Source organism: Longimicrobium sp. (assembly GCF_048594345.1).
In the GTDB taxonomy this organism is placed as follows: Bacteria; Gemmatimonadota; Gemmatimonadetes; order Longimicrobiales; family Longimicrobiaceae; genus Longimicrobium.
Genome location: NZ_JBMDXM010000153.1, coordinates 1 through 19,098, shown reverse-complemented (window position 1 = coordinate 19,098; position 19,098 = coordinate 1). Strand labels below are relative to the sequence as shown.

25 protein-coding genes are annotated in these 19,098 nt (G+C 68.1%); 9 read left to right on the top strand and 16 right to left on the bottom strand.

Annotation, left to right across the window (positions count from 1 at the left end; translation table 11 throughout):
- Positions 1 to 417, top strand: coding sequence for a nucleoside-diphosphate kinase (gene ndk / locus ACOJUJ_RS16790; protein WP_420128053.1), 417 nt, complete (start codon positions 1 to 3; stop codon positions 415 to 417).
- An 822-nt stretch (positions 418 to 1,239) separates the two neighbouring features.
- Here ndk and ACOJUJ_RS16785 read toward each other — a convergent pair.
- Entirely contained in the window at positions 1,240 to 2,298 is a 1,059-nt protein-coding gene (locus ACOJUJ_RS16785; protein ID WP_420128052.1) for a hypothetical protein, read from the bottom strand.
- 291 nt (positions 2,299 to 2,589) lie between these two features.
- On the opposite strand from ACOJUJ_RS16785, the gene ACOJUJ_RS16780 reads away from it, so the two are divergent.
- Complete coding sequence (locus tag ACOJUJ_RS16780) at positions 2,590 to 3,891, top strand: PQQ-dependent sugar dehydrogenase (RefSeq protein WP_420128051.1); 1,302 nt, start codon at positions 2,590 to 2,592, stop codon at positions 3,889 to 3,891.
- A gap of 196 nt (positions 3,892 to 4,087) precedes the next feature.
- On the opposite strand, the gene ACOJUJ_RS16775 is transcribed toward ACOJUJ_RS16780, so the two are convergent.
- From ACOJUJ_RS16775 to ACOJUJ_RS16710, 14 genes are all read right to left on the bottom strand, one after another.
- On the bottom strand, positions 4,088 to 4,459 hold the full coding sequence (locus ACOJUJ_RS16775) for a nuclear transport factor 2 family protein (RefSeq protein ID WP_420128050.1): 372 nt from the start codon (positions 4,457 to 4,459) through the stop codon (positions 4,088 to 4,090).
- On the bottom strand, positions 4,452 to 5,273 hold the full coding sequence (locus ACOJUJ_RS16770; protein WP_420128049.1) for an alpha/beta fold hydrolase: 822 nt from the start codon (positions 5,271 to 5,273) through the stop codon (positions 4,452 to 4,454). The genes ACOJUJ_RS16775 and ACOJUJ_RS16770 overlap by 8 nt, the downstream gene beginning before the upstream one ends.
- On the bottom strand, positions 5,270 to 5,830 hold the full coding sequence (locus tag ACOJUJ_RS16765) for a dihydrofolate reductase family protein (RefSeq protein WP_420128048.1): 561 nt from the start codon (positions 5,828 to 5,830) through the stop codon (positions 5,270 to 5,272). The genes ACOJUJ_RS16770 and ACOJUJ_RS16765 overlap by 4 nt, the downstream gene beginning before the upstream one ends.
- Positions 5,827 to 6,297 (bottom strand): DUF1579 family protein, encoded by a 471-nt coding sequence (locus ACOJUJ_RS16760; protein ID WP_420128047.1) that lies wholly within the window; start codon positions 6,295 to 6,297, stop codon positions 5,827 to 5,829. Before ACOJUJ_RS16760 ends, ACOJUJ_RS16765 begins: the two co-directional genes overlap by 4 nt.
- A gap of 4 nt (positions 6,298 to 6,301) precedes the next feature.
- Positions 6,302 to 6,697 carry a toll/interleukin-1 receptor domain-containing protein gene (locus tag ACOJUJ_RS16755; RefSeq protein WP_420128046.1) on the bottom strand — a complete coding sequence of 132 codons (396 nt, stop codon included), beginning with the start codon at positions 6,695 to 6,697 and terminating at the stop codon, positions 6,302 to 6,304.
- Entirely contained in the window at positions 6,690 to 7,121 is a 432-nt protein-coding gene (locus tag ACOJUJ_RS16750; RefSeq protein ID WP_420128045.1) for a toll/interleukin-1 receptor domain-containing protein, read from the bottom strand. The genes ACOJUJ_RS16755 and ACOJUJ_RS16750 overlap by 8 nt, the downstream gene beginning before the upstream one ends.
- Positions 7,118 to 7,387: a hypothetical protein gene (locus ACOJUJ_RS16745; RefSeq protein ID WP_420128044.1), complete on the bottom strand. Its 270-nt coding sequence runs from the start codon at positions 7,385 to 7,387 to the stop codon at positions 7,118 to 7,120. Before ACOJUJ_RS16745 ends, ACOJUJ_RS16750 begins: the two co-directional genes overlap by 4 nt.
- A gap of 30 nt (positions 7,388 to 7,417) precedes the next feature.
- The gene (locus ACOJUJ_RS16740) at positions 7,418 to 8,176 is read right to left on the bottom strand and encodes a DUF899 domain-containing protein (protein ID WP_420128043.1); all 759 of its coding nucleotides are present in this window, start codon (positions 8,174 to 8,176) and stop codon (positions 7,418 to 7,420) included.
- A gap of 120 nt (positions 8,177 to 8,296) precedes the next feature.
- On the bottom strand, positions 8,297 to 8,749 hold the full coding sequence (locus tag ACOJUJ_RS16735) for a DoxX family protein (RefSeq protein WP_420128042.1): 453 nt from the start codon (positions 8,747 to 8,749) through the stop codon (positions 8,297 to 8,299).
- 390 nt (positions 8,750 to 9,139) lie between these two features.
- Positions 9,140 to 9,619, bottom strand: coding sequence for an SRPBCC family protein (locus ACOJUJ_RS16730; RefSeq protein WP_420128041.1), 480 nt, complete (start codon positions 9,617 to 9,619; stop codon positions 9,140 to 9,142).
- 69 nt (positions 9,620 to 9,688) lie between these two features.
- Positions 9,689 to 10,186 (bottom strand): SRPBCC family protein, encoded by a 498-nt coding sequence (locus ACOJUJ_RS16725; protein ID WP_420128040.1) that lies wholly within the window; start codon positions 10,184 to 10,186, stop codon positions 9,689 to 9,691.
- Positions 10,164 to 10,520 (bottom strand): ArsR/SmtB family transcription factor, encoded by a 357-nt coding sequence (locus ACOJUJ_RS16720; protein WP_420128039.1) that lies wholly within the window; start codon positions 10,518 to 10,520, stop codon positions 10,164 to 10,166. Before ACOJUJ_RS16720 ends, ACOJUJ_RS16725 begins: the two co-directional genes overlap by 23 nt.
- A 546-nt stretch (positions 10,521 to 11,066) precedes the next feature.
- Entirely contained in the window at positions 11,067 to 11,696 is a 630-nt protein-coding gene (locus tag ACOJUJ_RS16715) for a hypothetical protein (RefSeq protein ID WP_420128038.1), read from the bottom strand.
- 170 nt (positions 11,697 to 11,866) lie between these two features.
- Positions 11,867 to 12,097, bottom strand: coding sequence for a pinensin family lanthipeptide (locus ACOJUJ_RS16710; RefSeq protein WP_420128037.1), 231 nt, complete (start codon positions 12,095 to 12,097; stop codon positions 11,867 to 11,869).
- 419 nt (positions 12,098 to 12,516) lie between these two features.
- On the opposite strand from ACOJUJ_RS16710, the gene ACOJUJ_RS16705 reads away from it, so the two are divergent.
- The 3 genes from ACOJUJ_RS16705 (at position 12,517) to ACOJUJ_RS16695 (ending at position 14,360) form a co-directional block, all read left to right on the top strand.
- Positions 12,517 to 13,002, top strand: coding sequence for a hypothetical protein (locus ACOJUJ_RS16705; protein WP_420128036.1), 486 nt, complete (start codon positions 12,517 to 12,519; stop codon positions 13,000 to 13,002).
- Between the two features lie 271 nt (positions 13,003 to 13,273).
- Positions 13,274 to 13,645 (top strand): hypothetical protein, encoded by a 372-nt coding sequence (locus ACOJUJ_RS16700; RefSeq protein WP_420128035.1) that lies wholly within the window; start codon positions 13,274 to 13,276, stop codon positions 13,643 to 13,645.
- Between the two features lies 1 nt (position 13,646).
- Positions 13,647 to 14,360, top strand: a complete 714-nt coding sequence (locus ACOJUJ_RS16695; RefSeq protein ID WP_420128034.1) for an ATP-binding cassette domain-containing protein — start codon at positions 13,647 to 13,649, stop codon at positions 14,358 to 14,360.
- Between the two features lie 99 nt (positions 14,361 to 14,459).
- Here the strand turns inward: ACOJUJ_RS16695 and ACOJUJ_RS16690 are convergent, their stop codons facing one another.
- Complete coding sequence (locus ACOJUJ_RS16690) at positions 14,460 to 15,533, bottom strand: lamin tail domain-containing protein (RefSeq protein WP_420128033.1); 1,074 nt, start codon at positions 15,531 to 15,533, stop codon at positions 14,460 to 14,462.
- Between the two features lie 395 nt (positions 15,534 to 15,928).
- Here ACOJUJ_RS16690 and ACOJUJ_RS16685 point away from each other — a divergent pair, with 395 nt between their 5' ends.
- The 4 genes from ACOJUJ_RS16685 (at position 15,929) to ACOJUJ_RS16670 (ending at position 18,529) form a co-directional block, all read left to right on the top strand.
- A complete protein-coding gene (locus tag ACOJUJ_RS16685; RefSeq protein WP_420128032.1) occupies positions 15,929 to 16,525 on the top strand; it encodes a helix-turn-helix domain-containing protein in 597 nt (198 codons plus the stop codon).
- 7 nt (positions 16,526 to 16,532) lie between these two features.
- The gene (locus tag ACOJUJ_RS16680; protein WP_420128031.1) at positions 16,533 to 17,345 is read left to right on the top strand and encodes an SRPBCC family protein; all 813 of its coding nucleotides are present in this window, start codon (positions 16,533 to 16,535) and stop codon (positions 17,343 to 17,345) included.
- A 49-nt stretch (positions 17,346 to 17,394) separates the two neighbouring features.
- Complete coding sequence (locus tag ACOJUJ_RS16675; protein WP_420128030.1) at positions 17,395 to 18,006, top strand: hypothetical protein; 612 nt, start codon at positions 17,395 to 17,397, stop codon at positions 18,004 to 18,006.
- Between the two features lie 370 nt (positions 18,007 to 18,376).
- Positions 18,377 to 18,529 carry a hypothetical protein gene (locus tag ACOJUJ_RS16670; protein ID WP_420128029.1) on the top strand — a complete coding sequence of 51 codons (153 nt, stop codon included), beginning with the start codon at positions 18,377 to 18,379 and terminating at the stop codon, positions 18,527 to 18,529.
- The last annotated feature ends 569 nt before the right edge of the window (positions 18,530 to 19,098 follow it).

Sequence of the window (19,098 nt, the reverse complement as noted above, 5' to 3'; positions counted from 1 at the left end):
ATGAGCCGTACCTTTGCCATGATCAAGCCCGACGCCGTGCAGAGCGGCCACGCCGGAAAGATCATCGCCCACATCCAGCAGGCCGGCTTCCGCATCCTGGGGATGAAGCTGACGCAGATCAGCCTTCCGCAGGCGCAGAAGTTCTACGAGGTTCACAAGGAGCGCGGCTTCTACGGCGAGCTGGTGGAGTTCATGTCCAGCGGCCCCTCGGTCGTGCTGGCGCTGGAGGCCGAGAACGCCGTCAGCCTGTGGCGCGAGACCATCGGCAGCACCGACCCGGCCGAGGCCGCCGAGGGCACCATCCGCAAGCTGTACGCGGAGAACAAGGGCCGCAACGCCGTCCACGGCAGCGACGCCGACGAGACCGCCGCGCAGGAGATCGCCTTCTTCTTCAGCGGCACCGAACTGGTGGGCTGAGCCGAAGCGGGTTTTGGTGGATGGATGACGAAGGGCCGCCCTCGCGGTGAGGGCGGCCCTTCGTGCATCGATGGCCGGCATCGTTCCGGGGCGGGTAAACCTGCGGCTATGACGGCCATAAGCCCGCCCAGGGGCTCGCAACAACATCGGAAGGTACAGAGGGACCGAGAACAGCCAGAGGAACAGAGGTGATCCGCATTCCGTCCTCTGTTCCTCTGGCTGTTGCCTGTTCCTCTGTACCCTGACGTCTGTTTCCCATAGGCCGACGTGAGGTAAGGTGTTTCTCCGGATTTGGTATTAAGATTACTCCTCGCGATAAGTGCGGCCCTTCGCGCATTGGTGGCCGACTTCGTCCGGGGCGGGTAAACCCGCGGCTACGAAGGCCACAAGCCCCGCCCAAGGCTCGCAAAGCTCGCCAGGCGGGGCTTCACCTGCTCGTGTCCCACGCTCCACATTGTTGTTTCGAGCGAGCGCCGCGCGGAACCATCTGCCCCACCGCACCTGGGCGCGGCCGAGAAATCTACCGTCAGGATTTCTGGGGGCTTGACCACCGGACGATGCCAGCGGAACGGACCGGCGGGACGCCGCCGGACAGGGTAGGTCGCCGTAAAGCGCGCGGTAGCCGATCGTGGATTTCTCGGTCGCGCCAGAGTGCGGCGCAATCAGCGGAAGTCGATGCGGCGCTCCTCGAACAACAGACGGGGCTGCGATCGCGGTCCTGCCACGCCCACCAAACCCTCTCCCTCACCGACGCCGCCAGTCCGCGAAGGCGGACTTCGTGTAGTTGTTGCCGCGAATTGATTCGCCCTTCCCGGCCTTGCCTCACACCTCGACTGGCTCTCGCGCAGCCTTAAGCCAGGGCTGCCGCACCAGGGTGATGGCGGCGGCCAGGCTAAGCGGCGGGCCGGCCAGGCTGATGATGGGCCGGGCCACGTTCCCCCCGCCCGCCATGGCGTACACTCCCAGCGCCAGCGCCACCCCCGCCGCCGCGAACGCGGAGATCACCCACTCGCGCGGCAGCCGCCGCAGGCTCCACGCGCCCAGAGGCAGCAGCCACACCAGCCCGTACCAGAAGTCCGGATCCAGCAGGTGAAAGCCGATCCGCGCCAGCACCCCGGACGACGCGGCGGCGAAACCAACCGCGAACGCCACCGGTCCTACCAGCGCGCCCGTCACCATCAGCCGCACCAGGACGACGGTCGCCAGCCCCGCGGCCACCATCGCGACGATCCACAGCGCTCCGCGAAGCGCGGCGGGTGAGCGGCGCCACACCATCCACCACCACACCGCCGCGATCACCCCGCCGAACACCACGAACGTCTCCTTTCCCAGCGCCGCCGCCACGCCAATGGGCACCAGCGCCCACCACCGCCCTTCGCGCAGCGCCCACGCCAGCAGCACGGCGGCGCACAGCTCCGCGGAATCCACCATCCCCGTGAGGTGCGCGTTCACCACCGTGTGGTTTACCGCCAGCAGCAGCCCCGCCAGGATCCCCACCGGGTGCTCCAGCCCCAGCCCCCCGGCGATGACGGCCAGCATGAGCGCCGCCGTGGCCACAAGCGCCGCGTTCACGGCCAGCAGGCCCAGGAACACCGGGCTCCACGTCCCCACGCGCCCGTTCGCCAGGTGGTAGACGGGCCGCGCCATGAACGGCACCAGCACCCGCAATGACCGGTGGTAGCGGATGTCCGGCCCCGGATTCTCGACGACCAGCTGTGCGTACTGCCGCGCATCAGCGAGGGCGAGCGTGCGGGCGGGGTCGAAGCGGTTCAGGGTGCCGTACCCCAGCCCCGCGCAGATCGCGAAGAAGAGCGCCCACACGATGATGGCCGAGCGCCACGGAAGTGCGGACGCGCGGCCGCCGGTGGAGAGAAAGGTCATGATCGGCTGATGGAGTCGGCGGGCTGCCCACGGGGCGGGGCAGGGAGGACGAGACGCGGCCAAGATGCACGCGAGCCGTCCCATCGTGCAATCTTGCCACGAGGATTCCGGCCGGGGAGTTCCGCTCAGGATGCGGCGCTCCCCGTGATTTCCGGGGCGGGATCGAAAGCTCTGCGCGTTTCTTGCAGCGGGGGCAGGATGAACGAAGATTGAACAGCGGCGGCGCGCGCGGAGCGGGATTCCGGCGTGCGCCGCACGGACCGGTCACGATCCACCCATCCAGACGAAGCCATGCGCAGAACCAGCGGCGTGCTCGCCGTAACCATCCTCGCGTCCGCCGTGCTGGCGGGCTGCACGCCCAAGAACGGGGAGTCGGCCGAGGCCGCGCCCGTGCAGGCCGGAACCGATCAGCCCGCGGCGGGCGGAAGCGCGTCGCAGCCGTGCACCCCGCTGGAGACGCGCAACGCCAACGGCGCCGACCAGCGCCCGGCGTTCGTGGGGCAGACGCGCACCTGCGGCGTGCGCTCCAACGTGGCGTTCGACGTACAGGTGGTGGCGCGCGGGCTGGCGAAGCCGTGGGCCGTGGAGCCGCTCCCCGACGGCGCGCTTCTGGTGAGCGAAAAGGGCGGCAACCTGCGCATCGTTTCCGCCAACGGGCAGATCGGCCAGCCGATCGCCGGCGTGACGCCGGTGGACGCGCGCGGGCAGGGCGGGCTGCTGGACGTGGCGCTCAGCCCCAGCTTCGCCACGGACCGAACCGTCTTCTGGAGCTTTACCGAGCCGCGCGACGGCGGCAACGGCACCAGCGTCGCGCGCGGCGTGCTGTCGGCGGACCGCTCGCGGCTGGAGCAGGTGCGGGTGATCCTGCACACGCGGCCCACGTACAACAACAACATGCACTTTGGCTCGCGGCTGGCGTTTGGGCCGGACGGCATGCTGTACGTGACGATGGGCGAGCGCTCGGCGCGCGAGACGCGGCCGCAGGCGCAGGAGCCGGGAAGCCACCTGGGCAAAACGCTGCGCATCAACCCCGCCGACGGATCGGCGCCGCGCGACAACCCCATGGTGGGCACGGCCGGCGCGCTTCCGGAAATCTGGTCCACGGGCCACCGCAACATCCAGGCGGCCGCGTTCGACGCGCAGGGGCGGTTCTGGACCATCGAGCACGGCACGCGCGGCGGTGACGAGCTGAACCTGGTGCAGCCGGGGAAGAACTACGGCTGGCCGATCGTGGCGTACGGCGTGGAGTACCAGGGTGGGCAGATCACCTCGGCGCTGGGCGCCGCGACCACGGCGCGCGCGGGGACGGAGCAGCCGGTGTACTACTGGGACCCGGTGATCGCCCCGTCGGGCGCGCAGTTCTACACGGGGAGCGCGTTCCCGGCGTGGCGCAACAGCCTGTTCATCGGCGGGCTGGCGTCCATGCGGCTGGTGCGGCTGACCATCGAGAACGACCGCGTAACCGGCGAGGAGCACCTGCTCACCGACCGCAACAAGCGCATCCGCGACGTGCGCCAGGGCCCCGACGGCGCCCTGTACCTGGTCACCGACGAGGACAACGCCGAACTCTGGCGGATCGCGCCGCGCCGGTAACGGCAGGTTTCACGCGGAGACGCGGAGGTCGCGGAGACGCAGAGGGGTGTCGCCCTCTGCGTCTCCGCGTTTCCAGGGGTAGAGGTGCGCTGTCATCCTGAGGGAACGCACACCACAGCTTGCATAACCACAGAAGCCTGGGCGCGACCGAAGGATCTTTGTCGGGTCGCGCGAGGCCCAGCCATCGGGGAGCCGTTCAAGTCCCTGAGCCGGGCTGCGCGTCCCGCGCGCCGGGGATGAAGCCGAAGAAGACGTCGATGGAGCGGATGCGGCCGTCCTGAAAGCGGAAGAGCTCAGCGTTGTGGAAGGTGCCGCCGGGCTTGCCCTCCGTCTCGTAGACGATGACGGCTTCATCGCCCTGGACAAAGATCTTGAGCGGAAAGCGGAAGCGGAACTCGCCGGCGTGCGGAAAGCAGTGGCTGAAGTACCGGGCCCGGTCAATGTGGTCGTCCCACGGGCTGGTAAAGACGAAGTCGTCCGCGAGCAGCGCTTCCAGCGCCTCACGGTCCGCCTCCTGGTAGACCTCGAAGTAGCGGCGCGCCAGCTCCGCGTTCTGCGTTTCAGGCATCGGTAGCTTTCGGATGGGAGTGGCGGGAGAGAAAATCCTTGACCAGCGCCCAAAAGATGGGCTTTTCGCCAGCGCCGTGGCCGGCTTTGGGGACCACGGCCAGCTCGCCCCTGGGCAGCAGGCGGTACAGCCGCAGTGAATCGTCCAGCGACGGGTCGTCGCGGTCGCCCGCGATCACCAGCGCGGGTTCGGTGATGGAGGACAGCTGCGCGTCAGTGTAGTCCGGCACGCTGTACCACAGCTCCGAGATCGCCTCGAGGTACGCGCGAAACGCATCGTCGCCCTGGGCGTGGTGATGCGCGGCGCGCAGGGTGAGCCACCAGTCCCCCATCGCGCGCTCCACCTCGTCCAGGTCCGCCTTGCCGCGCTGGGGAAAGCCCAGCTCGCCCACCATCCGCAGGTACGCCTCGCTGGGGCTGATGACCACGCCGCCGATGACCATGGCGCGCGCGAGGCCGGGATGCCGCAGCCCCAACTCCAGCGCGATCTGCGCCCCGTCGCTGTAGCCAAGCACCAGCGGCCGCTCCAGCCCCAGCGCCGCGGCTAAGGCGGCCACGTCGTCGGCCATCTGGCCGTAAGCCAGGGTGCCCGCGGGGTTAGCTGTGCGCCCGTGGCCGCGCGAGTCGGGGAGCAGCACCCGGTAGTCGCGCGCCAGGTCCTCCACCGCGGGCTCGCTCCACATCCCGCCCGTCGCCAGGCCGCCGTGCAGCAGAATGAGTGGCGGTCCCTGGCCCCGCTCCGTGTACCAGACGTGCAGCCCGCCCGCGTCCACGTACGCGCCGCCGGCGGCGATCCCCTCCGCAAGCTCCGTCATACGCCTTCCTTGCGTGGTGCGCAGGAAAGGACGACGATGCCCGAGGCAAACGTCCGCGTTCCCAACAGCTCCAGGTCCAGCCGTGCTTCGCCGGGTGCGAAAAAGGGTCGCCCGACGCCCAGGAACACCGGGTTGATGCCGAGCAGGTACTCGTCGATCAGCCGCTCGCGGGTGAGGGTGGCGGCGAAGTCCGCACTGCCGAAGATCAGCAGGTTCTTTCCATCCTCCGCCTTCATCCGCGCGACCTCTTCGGCCGCGTTCTGGCGCACCAGCCGCGAGTTGTTCCACTCCGCCCGCTCCAGCGTGGTGGAAAAGACGACTTTGGGAATGTCGTTCAGCAGGCGGGCCAGCTCGCCGGTCTGCGCGGACCAGAACTCGGCGAATCCCTCGTACGTCCGGCGCCCCAGCAGCAGCGCGTCGGCGGCGCGGAGCAGTTCGATGCCGTACGCCTCCCACGCGTCGTCGGCGCGATGCCAGTCCAGCGCCTGCCATCCCTCGCCCGGCCCCTCGTAGCAGCCATCCAGCGAGATCATGTCGCAGAGCACGACCTTTCTCATCCATCCCCCTTCGTCAGGTGGACATCCATCCACGGGAGCCATTCGTCGCCCTCGCGCCGCTCCCAGCGTCCGGTGAGCGTGTCCCCACCGTCGCTGAACACGCCGGTGAAGCGCTCCGTGTCGCCCGCGAACCGCCAGGTCCCGTCGGCGTGCACGCGCGCCTGCATCTCGCCCGCGTTGCCCTGGTCGTCGAACGAGCGCATGAAGTACGTCCCGCGCCCGGCATCCCAGCCGATGATCTCCAGCGCCCGCGCCGGCTCTCCGCCGATGCGCACGTCCACACGGTGCAGCAGAAAGAAGCCGCCGGGAAGCCATTCGTACTCGTCCACGCCCGCGATCTCCAGCGCCGGGGCGGATCCGCTCGCCAGCACCTGGCCCGACGTGCGCCACCTCCCGATGAACGGCGCCAGCGCGGCGTGCTCCGGACCGGGCCGCGGCGGCTGCGCTGCGTTCAAATCGCTCTCCATGTCGTCAGCTTTCCCGGGTGATCGTGCGGATGCGGTTGGCGATCTCCGCGCTGGACATGACCGCCGCATCCAGCGCCAGATACTCGCTCAGGGCCGCGGGCAGCGCTACGGGTGCCGCGATCACCGGAACCAGGGTGGCGCCTTCTCGTGCACGCGCGAGGGCGGCTCCCATCTCGACCATGGACCAGTTGGAGGTGAGATAGTCCGGCGAGACGACGAGCACGAACACCTTCGCCTCGGCGAGCGCGGCACTTACCTGTTCTTCCCACACCTGGCCAAATCGGAGCTCCCGATCGCTCCAGACATCCACGCCCGCGCGGTCCAGCTCGAAAACGAGGGCTTCCGCAAAGGAGCGGTCCGGCTGCGCGTAGGATACGAACACCTTCGTCGGCTCAGCCATGGTTCGCCTCCCAGGCGGCAACCCGGCCGCGCAACTGCGTGAAGTACGAGTCCAGGTCGTCGATCAGCACCGAATCGAGGCCCTTGATCGTAACGGGCGTAAGGCGGTCCGTCGCCAGCTCGTCAGGCGTTACGCCGTAGAGGACGGCAACGATCCGCTTCTCGGCCACCATGAACATCCCGATCTCTGTCCAGATGTATCTCCGCTCGCGCGCCGCCGGCGTGAACAGCACCAGCATCTCCGTCGAATCACGGGCTGCCTCGATGATCCTGGCATCAAAGGCGTCGCCGTGGTGGATGTGAACCGCATCCAGAAAGGTTTCGGCGCCGCAGCGCTGGATGTGGCCCTCGATCTGCGCCGCGACCCAGGTGTCCGTGCTCGCGTGCGAGATGAAGACTTTGGGTCGGCGCTCCATGTGCGTCATCCAGCCGCCCGGGATCCATGCGAATCGTCGTGCGCTCCGGGGGCCGCGCGGCCGTTCCACGCCTCGCGCAGCTCACCGGCGTAGCGCACCAGCAGGTACTCGGTGTGCGGCTGCACGCGGCACGCTTCGTTGCCGCAGGCCACGCGGACGCTCTCCGCCAGCCAGGGTGACGGCTCCACGGTGGCCGCTTCGCCACAGAAGGGGCAGGGGCGCAGCGTTCCGACCACGGCCCGCTGCAGGGGAACGGTGCTCTCGTCCACCATCATGCGCGTTCACTCCGGTTGTGGGGCACCGTCTCAGCTGGCAAAGTCGGGCGTGGCGCCGCGAACGGCATGGGCGCGGCCCTTCGGCTCCTCCCACTCCTCCTGCCGGCCCAGCGCGGTTTCGTCGAGCATGTAGTACGACCCGCCGATGGTTTCCAGGCCACGGGCGTAGATCGAGTAGGTGTGGTACACGTCGTCGCCCACGCGAAGAAAGCTGCTGCGCCCGGGGCGCTCCAGCGCCTCGCCGCTGTCGGGCCAGGGCTGGCCCATGGCCTCGTATTCCTCCTTCGTGCGGAAGTTGTAGACGATGGGCTTTACCGACTCGTCCAGCGTGACGCCGAAGTCGTAGTTGAAGTCGCTTCCGAACGACGAGTACCAGGGAAACGTCCACCCTTTCTTGGCCTTGTACGGCTGGATCTTCTCGATCGGGGCGCGGGACACGTAGACGAAGGTGGTGTCGCGCGTGTTCACGTGCCGCAGGTGCCCATCCGACATCTCGTCGGCGCCGGCGGAGCAGCTGGGGCAGCCGTCTTCCCAGTCGGGATGGAACATGAAGTGGCCCACCATCAGCTGGCTGCGGCCATGGAACAGGTCCAGCAGCGAGGCCTTTCCGTCCGGCCCGTGAAAGACGTACTCCTTGTCGATGCGCACCATCGGCAGCCGGCGGCGGTCGGCGACCAGGGCGTCCCGCTGGCGCGTAAGCTCCTTTTCCCGCGCCAGAAGCTCCTTGCGCGCGGCCAGCCACTCCTCGCGCGACACCACCCGCGGCAGGTTTTCGGCAATCTCCGTCATCGTACAGAACGCTCCGTGCGGGAGTGGGCCAGCCTTCAACGATCTTCGGTGTTTCTTCGCGCCGACATGTATACGTTCGCGGTGTCGTCCACGCAACAAAACATCTGGCGGGGAGGTGGATCAGGCGACGACGGTGCGCAGAGGCGTGGCGCGGCGGGTCCCGCGGGACCGCGCGATCACGCCGTCCAGGCTCCACGCGCCCGGTCCGGCGGCGACCAGGTACAGGTAGAAGAAGCAGTAGAGCACGGCGGGAGTGCCGCCGTTGGTGGCCGGCCAGAACGCCGACGGCTGATGGAACTGGAAGTACGCCACGGCCATCATCCCCGCGAGGATGAACGCGGTGGGCCGGGTGAGCAGGCCCAGGACGATCAGCATGCCGCCCACCAGCTCCAGCACCCCGCCGATCCCCACCTGCGACCACAGCTCGATCGGCGGCTGGTTCGGCATGGGGTTGGCGGGGTAGCCGAACAGCTTCATGGTGCCAAAGGTGATGAACATTCCGCCGGCGACGATGCGGAAGATGGCCAGCATGCGGGCGGCCCAGGGCGACGGGGCGGGATCGTAGATGGACATGGTTCGCTCCTCGATTGGGTGGTCGGTCGTGGCGCGCGACGGGTCAGCGCTTTTCCTGCTTCTACCCGTGCGACGAACGGCGCGCGGGGAAATCGACATCTCCGGCGGAGTCGGCGTTTTGGAACGTGAGGGCGTGAAGGATGCGGTTGGGGTGATCGATTGTCCAGACTGGATCCTGCGCGCCGGGGGCGTCCTCCGCTCGCATGACTCGCCCACCTCCCCAAAAAACCCCTGGGGGAGGTGGGGTTGCCGCGAGATCGGGGCGCTTCGAACAGCATCGGGCTGCGCCCGACCCGGTGCCCCTCCCCCGGCCCCTCCCCGTTCGTTCCTCACGGAGAGGGGAGAACTTCGGTCCCGCTTCGAACGGCTTCGGAGGGGCGTCCGCGCGGATTACATCGTCTGAAGGTGGGCGGCCAGCTTGTCCAGCGTCTGCTTGCCCAGCTCCACGGCGCCAAACTGCTCCACGCCCTGCTTCTGCGCGGCGGTGGCGAACAGCATGCGCTGCGTGACGCGCGTGCGGCCGTGTACGTCGTCGAGGGTCACGGTTACGTGAAAGGCGCCGGGATCGTCGTCCACGTCGTCGCCGTGCAGGTACACCAGGCGCTCGGGCTGCACGACCTCGTGGTAGACGATGCGGTTGGGCCAGTCCTTCCCGTCAGGTCCGTGCATGGTGAACCGCCACCGCCCGCCCGCGCGCACGTCAATCTCGTGCACGGTGTTGGTAAAGCCGTTGGGGCCCCACCAGACGGGCAGGTGCGCGGGATCGGTGTACGCGCGCCACACCAGCTCCCGCGGCGCGTCGTACTCGCGGCTCAGCACGATCTCGCGGTCGGCCGTGGAGGTGGCGGCGGGGGCGTCAGCGGTGGTCATCGTCGTTCTCCTGGTCTGCGGATGATGATGGACGGACGGCTGCTTGCCGCCCGCGCTCTCGTAGGTCGATCAGGGCTGCGCGAGGTGCCCGGCCAGACGGTCCATCGTCTCCCTCCAGCCCTGGACCTCGCCCTGGTCGGAGATCAGGCCGGTTTGGCGGACGGTGACCCGCGTGCCGTCCGCGTGCTCGGTGAAGCTGACGCGGATGGTGGATTCCAGGTTGAAGCCGGGGCGGTCGACGCGGGCGCCGGTGTCGTCGGAGAACCAGGTGCCAAAGACCAGGCGCTCCGGCGGCGCGACCTCGTGAAACTGGCCGCCCACCCACACGTCCAAGCCGTTTGCGTGACGGTGGAGAAAGTGCAGCGAGCCGCCGGGGCGCGCGTCCAGGGTGCACACGGGCAGCGAAGTGCCGTGCGGGCCAAACCACTGCGCAAAGTGCTCGGCCTGGGTCCAGGCGCGGAACACCAGCGCCCGCGGCGCCGGGTACACGCGGGTCATCATCAGCTCGCCGCCGTCCCAGTCCACGGACGTGGCGGTGGCCGTTTCACTGCTCGCTGCTGTCGTCATCGCTCTTCTCCCGGGTCTGCAGTTCACGAAGGTAGTCGCCCAGCCGGTCCAGCCTCTCCTCCCAGTGGATGCGGTACTGCTCCACCCATCCCTCCACGTCCCTTAGCGGGCCCGCCTGCAGCCTGCAGGGCCGCCACTGCGCCTCACGCCCCCGCTCGATCAGGCCGGCGCGCTCCAGCACCTTGAGGTGCTTGGAAATGGCGGGCATGCTCATGTCGAAGGGCTCCGCCAGTTCGGTAACCGTGGTCTCGCCCCGTGACAGGCGCGCCAGGATCGCCCGCCGCGTGGGGTCGGCAAGTGCGGCGAAGGTGACGCTGAGAGGATCGTTTGCCATGGCTCGGTTAACCACATGGTTATTTAACTTAACGGTAAAGTAAAGTGCGTGAGGCCGTCCGTCAAGCCTCTCGCCGCCGGGTGGGCTCTGGGGATGAACAACGAACGGGTGACTTGCTGACGCGATCACCCCAACCCGAAGCGTTTGCTCCTGTGGGAGCGCCCCAGTCATCCTGGGCCTGAGCTTGAGAGTGTGTTTAACAATCGACCAAGGGCTTGATTTCCTGAGGGGTCGCTCCCTCAGGAAATCAAACGTTGGGTTGTCTGAAGATCAGATTCTTATGCACACTCTGAAGTAGGCGCCGCGTCGCATCCTGCTCGTACGAAGAGCTTTGACGCCGGCCGAGGGATCTTGCCAGCGGAACCGTCACGCTGGATGGGTAGCGCGAAAGCCTGTCCCTCACGTTGGGAAATAAGGTTCTTCGGTTGCACGCAGGTTTTCGTGTGACTTCGGGTTACAGGTGGTGCGCTCCCTCAGGATGACTGGCGTGTGGTTTCGAAGATCACGAGAGCCCCGGTGCCGTGCTGGCGCCGGGGCTCTCTGCGCTCACGCGAAGCGGCGTTCGCCGCGCGGGCCAGGGGGCGGCGGATGCGGCGGGCCGCCGATGGCGACGGCGGAACCCACGAACGGGATCACGCTCGCATAGCCGGGCACCTGCGCGACCGGCGTGGCGGCCGCCGTGCCCCACTGGGTGATACCATTCGGCATCAGCTGGCGAAAGTCGTAGCGCCGGCCGCCCAGTTCGAACGGGCGGCTGCCGACCAGGCGCGCGGAAAAGACGTTCAGCGAAAAGACGGGCCGGTTCTCCGCACCCACGCCCACCGTGGTGCCGGTCACCACGCCCGTCCGCCGGAAGCGCGCGACCTCCTCGCCCGCGCCGAACGAGGCGGGGGCGTCGAACGTGGCCGCCGGCTGGCGGTTCAGGTACACGGCAAAGTCACCCACGGCGTCCAGCCCCAGCGACAGGCCGCCGTTGGTCAGCGGCTGCGCGGTGAACGGCTCGGCCAGAAAGGTCAGGTACGCCGTCCCTTCGCCCCGCTCGCCGCTGAACAGATCGGCGTCGACACCCTGCAGGTGCAGAAAGTAGCCGGCGTCCAGCAGCGGCCCGTCGTTCGGGGCCGCGTAAAAGCGGCCGGTGACGTACCAGGCGACCTCGCCCGGAAGTATCGTTTCCATCGTCCCTCCATGTGGGTGGCCAGGGACCCGCGTGACGCGCACCAACTTTGTCCGCGCCCGCGCCGCGTGCAACGCCGCCGCGTAGGGGAGGGAAGAACAAGAGCCCCGGCGCGTGGTAGCGCCAGGGCTCTCAGGCGTTCAGCGGATGGCCTTGCGCCGGCCCGCCGGGCTTACAGGCAGTTGACTTCGCTGATGTAGATGCAGTTGTCCGGACAGCCCGTGTCGCGCGAGCAGCCGTACGTGCAGTCGAAGTTGGGGTCCGTCGGGTAGCAGGGGCCAATCAGGGTCGGCGGTGCGGGCTGCGGCTTGCCGTGTCCATCCACCGTTCCGCGCACCTGCGGCGCGTTGGGAGCGGTCTCGAACGAGGTAACGGTCAGCTCTTCCAGCTTCAGCTTCTTCATGGGAGTGCTCCAGCGGAATGGGGGATCGGCGCGCCTGCATTCGCAGGCGGCTTGCAAGAAATATGATTTTACGTCGTGAATCGTGCAACTGGTGCGACCGGCCCGTTTTCTGTTTTGACCGAAACGAGTCATCCTGAGGGAGCGCCGCGCCAAACCGTAACTGCACCGCCGTATGCGCCCGACCGAAGGACCTTGCTTGCCTGACTGAGGGACTTGAACGGCTCGTGAGGCTGGGCCTTGCGCGACCCGACAAAGATCCTTCGGTCGCGCGCAAGCTTCTGTGGTTATGAACGTTACGGGCGTGCGCTCCCTCAGGATGACAGTGGGCGTCAGGGGAGTAGAACACTGGCCGTTGCGTCCGGCCGTGCCGCTCGCCATCGTGCCGCACCGTTCATCCACCGATTCTCACCAGGAGGCGCATGATCACCGCGGAGCTTTCCAAGTCGCTGACCACCCTGCTTTCGGAGCTGGTGGACGGCCCGCCGAAGTACGCGTACATGCTCAACCAGGGAGACGTCGGCCTGCTGCGGTCGCTGGACCGGCTTTCGGCGGAGGCGGCGTCGGCGTCCACGCAGGGCGGGGGAACCATCGCGGGGCACGTGGAGCACCTGCGCTACGGGGTTTCGCTGATGAACCGCTGGGCCGGGGGCGAGGAGAACCCGTTCGCGACCGCGGACTGGAGCGCCAGCTGGAAGCGCACGGCCGTGACCGACGCCGAGTGGGCGAAGCTGCGCGCCGGCTTTCGCGACGCGGCGCACCACTGGCTGGCGGCGCTGGAGACGCCGCGCGAGGTGAACGCCATCGAGCTGAACGGGGTGATCGGGAGCATCGCGCACCTGGCGTATCATCTGGGCGCCATCCGGCAGATCGACCGCACCACCCGCGGCCCCACGGCCGACGACTGACGGGCAATGCGAGAGCCCCGGCGTCGTGAAGGCGCCGGGGCTCTTTCCGTCCGCGTCACGCGGACTCATATCATCCCGCTGGCAAGAGCGTGCGCATAAGGCTGTGTCCAATGTCGGTTAACGGAGCCTTCATGGGATCGGCGTAGCTCCATCTCGGCCGGACCGCTATTCTAACCCGCGTGCCGGAGCCCTCGGTTCAGACCCGCCACACGCCGACTCGATGGTCCCCCGATCCCGGACGGGACAGGGGAGTCGAATCATCCAGCATTCCATGTCCCGGCATCCCCTGGCGGCGTCGATTGGCCTTCCGTACCCGCCCTACCTGTGGAACGTGGTCCGCCGCAGCGCCGGGATGTGGCTGCTCGCCCGGATCGCGTACGTCGTGGTCTTCATGGCCGGGGCGGCCTTCCTGGGCGCCCTCTCGCCTGCCGAGGTGATCGCCCTGGTGCTGCATCCGCTCTGGACGATGAGGGTCGTGCTGGTGGTGCTTGCGGCCATCGCGGTGTGGTGGGACCGGCGGCGCGCTCACGAGCTGCTGCTGCACGCCAACCTGGGCACCTGGCCGGGCTGGTTCTGGACCGCCTCGCTGCTCACCGCCCTGGTGCTGGACGTGGTGCTCCAGGCCCCGCTCGCGGCGCTGTGAAATGCGCGCGCAGCCCCTTTTCGCGGCCGATTCGATCGGCAAGTCGTTTGGATCGCGGACGATCCTGAAGGCCGCCTCCGTATGGGGCCGAGAGGGAACGATCTCGGTCCTGTTCGGGCGCAACGGGTGCGGAAAGAGCACCCTGCTCAAGATCGGGGCGGGACAGCTGCGGGCGGACCACGGCGTGGTGCAGTTCGCCGGCCGTGCCTACCTGCGCCCCCGGCTCTGCGAGCTTGCGTCGCGGGGCCTCTTTTATCTCCCCGATCGGGATCTCCTTTCCAGGCGTCTTACCCTGGCGGAGCAGATCCGCGCCGTGGAGTGGCGCTTTGGCGCATCGCGCACCGCCGAGGTACTGGAGCGGCTGGAAATCGGCGGCCTGCTGGATCAAACGCCTCTCCGGCTTTCGGGAGGGGAGCGGCGGCGGGCCGAGATCGCCGTGGCATGGATCCGCGCGCCGCGCTGCCTGCTCGCGGATGAGCCGTTCGCCGGCATCGACCCCGCCGACGCCGAGGTGGTCGCGGAGGCGTTCCGGCGGATGGCCCGGCAGGGGTGCGCCATCGTGATCACCGGCCACGAGGTGCGCCAGCTTCTGGCCACGGCCGACGACATCGTCTGGATGTCGGCCGGGACCACCCACGGGATGGGTACTCCGGAGCAGGCGGTCCGGCATGAGCAGTTCCGCCGGGAATACCTGGGACCCGTGCGCCTGGGCTGAAGGGCAGCGGCCTCCATTTCCTCCGAGCCGCGAAACGCGAAAAGCCCCGGCGCCGTTTCTGGCGCCGGGGCTTTCTTCCATGCCGTCACGCGCGAGGCGTCAGGGCGTGTACGCGGAGTTCTGCGCCTTGGGTGTGCCGCGCCCGCCGTCGCCGTACACCGACGTAACCGAGGCGGAACCCCAGTTGCTGCCGTCCATGTTGCTGTTGTCCAGCGCCGGGTTCTTGAGCTCGCGGCTGATGCCATCCTGGGCCGAGACGGACGCCTGCGAGTACTGCGTACGGTCCAGGGTCAGCGTGTCGCTTCCCACCACGCGGGCGACCTTGAATGCGTCAAGGCTGCTGGCAAGGGCTACCGAGCTGCCCCAGGCATAGTCCACCGGAACGCCGCCGTTGGTGGTGGTATTGGTGGTGGTTCCCAGCACCACGTAGCCGCCCGACGGAACGATGACGGACGAACTGATCTTGTGGTACGGGCGCCGTCCCGACGCCGCCGAATCGGCGACGACCAGGTTCTCAAGGTCCACCGGCAGCGAGCCAGCGTTGAAGATCTCTACCCAGTCGCCGTCCGTCTCCCGCGTGTTGCCGGCGGGGTTCACCAGCACCTCGTTGATGACCAGCTTGTACTGCACCTCGGTGCTTACCAGCACCCGGAACTTGAAGCTCGACACCCCGGCGGGCACGTTGAACTTCCACGGCTGGGGCTGGGAAATCTCGTCCTTGTGCAGGATCTCGTTGTACGTCTGGTACCCCTGGTTGGCGTTGGTGAAGAACGCGTTACCGTCCTGCTCGATCACGTCAACCGAGCCGCCGGCGCCCACCGGCTCTTCGAGAAAGAAGACCATGATCCCTCCGGCGGCCGGCGTTACGCCATCCGGGGTGCCCATGGCCTCGTTCATCAGGTTCTGCACCGTGACGTCCATCGAAAACACGTCGGTGCCGGCGTCGTAGTTCAGGTTGGTAGACGTGAGCGTGACCAGGATGTTCTGGCCGCCGATGATGGTGCCCTGGGCCTGGCCGGCGCCGGGGGTGGCGGGGCTGCAGCGTACCGACGGGGTGCCCAAAACCACCGCGCGGCAGTCCAATGCCTGCAGGCCGTCCGCCGGCTGCGGCGACACGCGCGGTGCGACCGGCTGGTCGGAGCAGGCAACCAGCACGCCCGCGGCAACAAGCATGGGTACCACAAGCCTGCCCCAACGGGCGGCCTCACGGCTGAAGCTGTGCATGGTAAGTCGATCGCGTGGCAGGGGAAAGCGGAGGGACGCGGTCTTGAACCGGTGCTCTGATTCCGCTCGCGCGCCGTCGAATCCAGGTCGGAGAGAGAGGGAACCCATCCCCCTTCCTAATCTGTTCAGCCCGTGGACACCTGAGAAGTAGGGTCCACACCTGAACATTAGATAAAGATGGTATAAAACCCTCGTTCAGACAAGTACCCACCCATAATGTGAGACACATTTTGTAGCAGATGATCTGGGTCGAGCTTTTTGGACTGGCCGGGCGTATGCGCCGCAGGCTGATGACCGCTATCGATGGCCTTGACAATAAAAATTGTCAAAGCTACTGTTGGGCCATGCTCGACCTACAGGTGATCGACGATCCGGCCGCCGCGGCGGTCGCGCTTGAGCCGGTGCGCAGCCGGCTGCTGGCGGAGCTGGCCCAGCCGGCTTCCGCCGCTTCGCTGGCGTCGCGGGTGGGGCTGGCGCGGCAGAAGGTGAACTCCCACCTGCGCGCGCTGGAGACGTACGGGCTGGTGCAGGTGGCCGAAACGCGCCAGTGGGGCGGGATTACCGAGCGGCTGCTGGTGGCCAGCGCCGCCTCGTACATGGTTTCGCCCAGCGCGCTGGGCCCGTCCGCCGCGGATCCGGAGCGCCGTGCGGACCGCCTGTCCGCCAGCTACCTGATCTCGCTGGCCGCCCGCATCGTCCGCGAGGTCAGCGGCCTGGTGCGGCGGTCGGAAGAGGCGGACAAGCGGCTGGCCACGCTTTCCATCGACACCGAGATCCGTTTTCGCTCGCCCGCGGAGCGCGCCGCGTTCACCCGCGAGCTCGCGAACGCCGTGACCGCGCTCGCCGCGCGCTACCACGACGAATCGGCGCCCGGCGGCCGGCCGCACCGGCTGGTGATGGTGGCGCATCCGCTTCCCGTTGAACCTCAGACCCAGGAGTAGCCCCCCCATGCCCGTGCACAGAGACGAATCCGGACACCGCTACGTGCAGGCGGAGGTCGAGGTACCCGGCACGCCCGAGGAGGTGTGGGACGCCATCGCCACCGGGCCGGGCATCTCGTCCTGGTTCGTTCCCGCCCGCGTGGACGAGTGCGTGGGCGGCGACGTGGTCTGCAGCTTTGGCCCGGGGATGGACTCTCTGGCCACCATCACCGCGTGGGACCCGCCGCGCCGCTTCGTGGCCGACAGCCGCGACGACATGGGGCCGGACGCGCCCGCGGTCGCCACCGAGTGGATCGTGGAGGCCAAAGCGGGCGGCACCTGCGTGGTGCGCGTGGTGCACCGCTGGTTCACCGACGCCGACACGTGGGACAACCAGTTCGAGGGCCACACTTACGGCTGGCAGTCGTTCTTTCGCGTGCTGCGGGTGTACCTGGCCCACTTCAGCGGCCGGCACGGCACGCTGGTGCAGGTGATGGGCGTGGCCCAGCCACCCAAGGAAGAGGCATGGGCCGCGTGGACGGGTCCGCTGGGCCTGTTGGGCGCGCAGGTGGGCCAGCGGGTGAGCACGCCGGACGGCGCGCCGCGGCTGGGGGGGACGGTGGAGTGGGCGGGGCAGCCCGCCTGGCCCGAGGACCTGCTGATCCGCCTGGACCAGCCCGCGCCCGGCATTGCCCACCTTGTGCCGCACCCCATGGGCGGCCAGGTTTTCCTCACGTTGCGCATGTACCTGTACGGCGACACCGCGCCCGCCGCCGCGGCCGAGGCAGAGGCCGCGTGGACGGCGTGGATGAACGAGAAGTTCGCGCCGGTGGAGGTGTGAGGGTGTGAGGGTGTGAGGGTGTGATGGTGTGAACGCTTCGACGGGGGGAATGATGCGAATCACGGGCGTGCTGCTGGGCGCCATGCTGTTGGGTGCGTGCGGGTCGGAAGGGGAGGATGGCGATCGCCAGACGACGCCCGATTCCGCGGCCGGAGCCGTCGCGGCTCCGGCGGTGATGGATACGACGACCGCGGCCGCCCCGGTCCCCGCGGCGCCGGCTGCAAGCAGCGCCGTGGTGCTGGCGGCGGATGGAGTGGATGCCGGGGGCGCGGGCAAGCTCGCGTTCGGCGGTGGGCGCGAGCAGGTGCTTGCCGGCGTCACCGCCGTGCTGGGCGCGCCGGAGGAGCAGGGGACGAACGAGGAGTGCCCGGCCGGGCCGCTTGCGTTTGCGCGGTTCGGCGGCGGCCTGGAACTCGTTTTTCAGGACGGCGGCTTTGTGGGATGGTTCGCGCGGGAGGGCTCAGCGTTGCGGACGGCCAAGGGAATCGGGCCGGGCTCCACGCTGAGCCAGCTGAAGGCGGCGTATCCCGCCACGACGGTGGAGGAAACCTCGCTCGGCCACGAGTTCGCCGCCGACGGGCTGTACGGCATCGTCACCGATCCATCGGACAGCGGCAAGGTGGAGGTCATCTTCGCCGGCACCAACTGCATCTTCCGCTAACGTAGTCCATCGTGGAACACGAGAGCCCCGGCGCCGTCCTGGCACCGGGGCTCTTGCTGGATTAGCTGCACCTGGGGAAGCAGATGCTTACGGACGCGAAGGTAAATGTCCTTCGTGCGGAGTGAACGGGCGTTTCGGCCGCGGCGCACGGTGCGGGCACCACGTCTAATCTCACGATCAGGAAAAACGGCAGGGTCACCCGGAGCGACGGAGGAAGCGGAGAACTGCAGTCCTCCGTTTCCTTCCGTTTGCTCCGTGGCCGTGTGAGAATCGCAGTTGAGTGCGCCGGGAACGAAAAACGGGGCGGGCCACCGGAAGCGTTCGCCTCCGGTGGCCCGCGGTTCTTCGTCCCGCCACCGTCCAGGCTCAGATGCAGCGGCAGGTGTCCGGGATGGTGCAGTCGCACGTGCCCCCGCAGGAGTGGACGCAGGTCGACACGCAGGTGGAGCCGTCGTCGGACCACTGCATCGGCGGGCACCCGGCGGTTTCGCAGTCGATGCACACGGTGTCGCAGCTCCCGTAGCAGCTCGGGTTGTTATAGGAGCAGAAATACTCGCAGCTGTTGCCACTGCAGAGTCCCCAGCCGGTTTCGCGGCCGACGACCGTTCCTCGGCGTGGTCCATCGTTCGCCGTGGGGTCAAAGCTGTCGACCTTCAGATCGGTGAGCTCCAGCTTCAGCTTGGCCATGCGTCGTCTCCGGGAGGATGGGGAGGGGCGGGTGCGATCGGCGGGAGGGATCGCACGCCGTCGCGGACGGCGCAACGCGCGCGGCGCCCGTGATGCCGCAATATACGCCGCTTGAACAGTGTCGCGTAGGATGTTGATCTTCATACCCGGAACCTCGTTCAGGAACCCTGGGTTCACCCTTCCAGGTTCCCATCTCAGCCCGGCGTGAGGCAGACGAGGTCCTTCGGTTGCGCGCCAGCGGTTGTGTGGGTTGAAGTTCTGCGTGGCGCTCCCTCAGAGTGTGTTTAAGAATTGTACAAAGTGAACTAGCTCTACCTATATTGTGGGCTCATGGACAGACGAGCCTACCAAACCGACATAACAGACGCGCAGTGGGACGTGGTGAAGCCACTCCTGCCTCACGTG

Excerpts from the sequence above, each read along its gene's own strand:
- ACOJUJ_RS16745 (WP_420128044.1), bottom strand. The coding sequence starts at position 7,387 with ATGATGGTGGACGAGAGCACCGTTCCCCTGCAGCGGGCCGTGGTCGGA.
- ACOJUJ_RS16735 (WP_420128042.1), bottom strand. The coding sequence starts at position 8,749 with ATGTCCATCTACGATCCCGCCCCGTCGCCCTGGGCCGCCCGCATGCTG.
- ACOJUJ_RS16685 (WP_420128032.1), top strand. The coding sequence starts at position 15,929 with ATGCTCGACCTACAGGTGATCGACGATCCGGCCGCCGCGGCGGTCGCG.
- ACOJUJ_RS16675 (WP_420128030.1), top strand. The coding sequence starts at position 17,395 with ATGATGCGAATCACGGGCGTGCTGCTGGGCGCCATGCTGTTGGGTGCG.
- ACOJUJ_RS16780 (WP_420128051.1), top strand. The coding sequence starts at position 2,590 with ATGCGCAGAACCAGCGGCGTGCTCGCCGTAACCATCCTCGCGTCCGCC.
- ACOJUJ_RS16695 (WP_420128034.1), top strand. The coding sequence starts at position 13,647 with ATGCGCGCGCAGCCCCTTTTCGCGGCCGATTCGATCGGCAAGTCGTTT.
- ACOJUJ_RS16710 (WP_420128037.1), bottom strand. The coding sequence starts at position 12,097 with ATGAAGAAGCTGAAGCTGGAAGAGCTGACCGTTACCTCGTTCGAGACC.
- ACOJUJ_RS16700 (WP_420128035.1), top strand. The coding sequence starts at position 13,274 with ATGTCCCGGCATCCCCTGGCGGCGTCGATTGGCCTTCCGTACCCGCCC.
- ACOJUJ_RS16740 (WP_420128043.1), bottom strand. The coding sequence starts at position 8,176 with ATGACGGAGATTGCCGAAAACCTGCCGCGGGTGGTGTCGCGCGAGGAG.
- ACOJUJ_RS16670 (WP_420128029.1), top strand. The coding sequence starts at position 18,377 with ATGCAGCGGCAGGTGTCCGGGATGGTGCAGTCGCACGTGCCCCCGCAG.
- ACOJUJ_RS16730 (WP_420128041.1), bottom strand. The coding sequence starts at position 9,619 with ATGACCACCGCTGACGCCCCCGCCGCCACCTCCACGGCCGACCGCGAG.
- ndk (WP_420128053.1), top strand. The coding sequence starts at position 1 with ATGAGCCGTACCTTTGCCATGATCAAGCCCGACGCCGTGCAGAGCGGC.
- ACOJUJ_RS16775 (WP_420128050.1), bottom strand. The coding sequence starts at position 4,459 with ATGCCTGAAACGCAGAACGCGGAGCTGGCGCGCCGCTACTTCGAGGTC.
- ACOJUJ_RS16725 (WP_420128040.1), bottom strand. The coding sequence starts at position 10,186 with ATGACGACAGCAGCGAGCAGTGAAACGGCCACCGCCACGTCCGTGGAC.
- ACOJUJ_RS16680 (WP_420128031.1), top strand. The coding sequence starts at position 16,533 with ATGCCCGTGCACAGAGACGAATCCGGACACCGCTACGTGCAGGCGGAG.
- ACOJUJ_RS16785 (WP_420128052.1), bottom strand. The coding sequence starts at position 2,298 with ATGACCTTTCTCTCCACCGGCGGCCGCGCGTCCGCACTTCCGTGGCGC.
- ACOJUJ_RS16755 (WP_420128046.1), bottom strand. The coding sequence starts at position 6,697 with ATGGCTGAGCCGACGAAGGTGTTCGTATCCTACGCGCAGCCGGACCGC.
- ACOJUJ_RS16770 (WP_420128049.1), bottom strand. The coding sequence starts at position 5,273 with ATGACGGAGCTTGCGGAGGGGATCGCCGCCGGCGGCGCGTACGTGGAC.
- ACOJUJ_RS16705 (WP_420128036.1), top strand. The coding sequence starts at position 12,517 with ATGATCACCGCGGAGCTTTCCAAGTCGCTGACCACCCTGCTTTCGGAG.
- ACOJUJ_RS16760 (WP_420128047.1), bottom strand. The coding sequence starts at position 6,297 with ATGGAGAGCGATTTGAACGCAGCGCAGCCGCCGCGGCCCGGTCCGGAG.
- ACOJUJ_RS16765 (WP_420128048.1), bottom strand. The coding sequence starts at position 5,830 with ATGAGAAAGGTCGTGCTCTGCGACATGATCTCGCTGGATGGCTGCTAC.
- ACOJUJ_RS16715 (WP_420128038.1), bottom strand. The coding sequence starts at position 11,696 with ATGGAAACGATACTTCCGGGCGAGGTCGCCTGGTACGTCACCGGCCGC.
- ACOJUJ_RS16690 (WP_420128033.1), bottom strand. The coding sequence starts at position 15,533 with ATGCTTGTTGCCGCGGGCGTGCTGGTTGCCTGCTCCGACCAGCCGGTC.
- ACOJUJ_RS16720 (WP_420128039.1), bottom strand. The coding sequence starts at position 10,520 with ATGGCAAACGATCCTCTCAGCGTCACCTTCGCCGCACTTGCCGACCCC.
- ACOJUJ_RS16750 (WP_420128045.1), bottom strand. The coding sequence starts at position 7,121 with ATGACGCACATGGAGCGCCGACCCAAAGTCTTCATCTCGCACGCGAGC.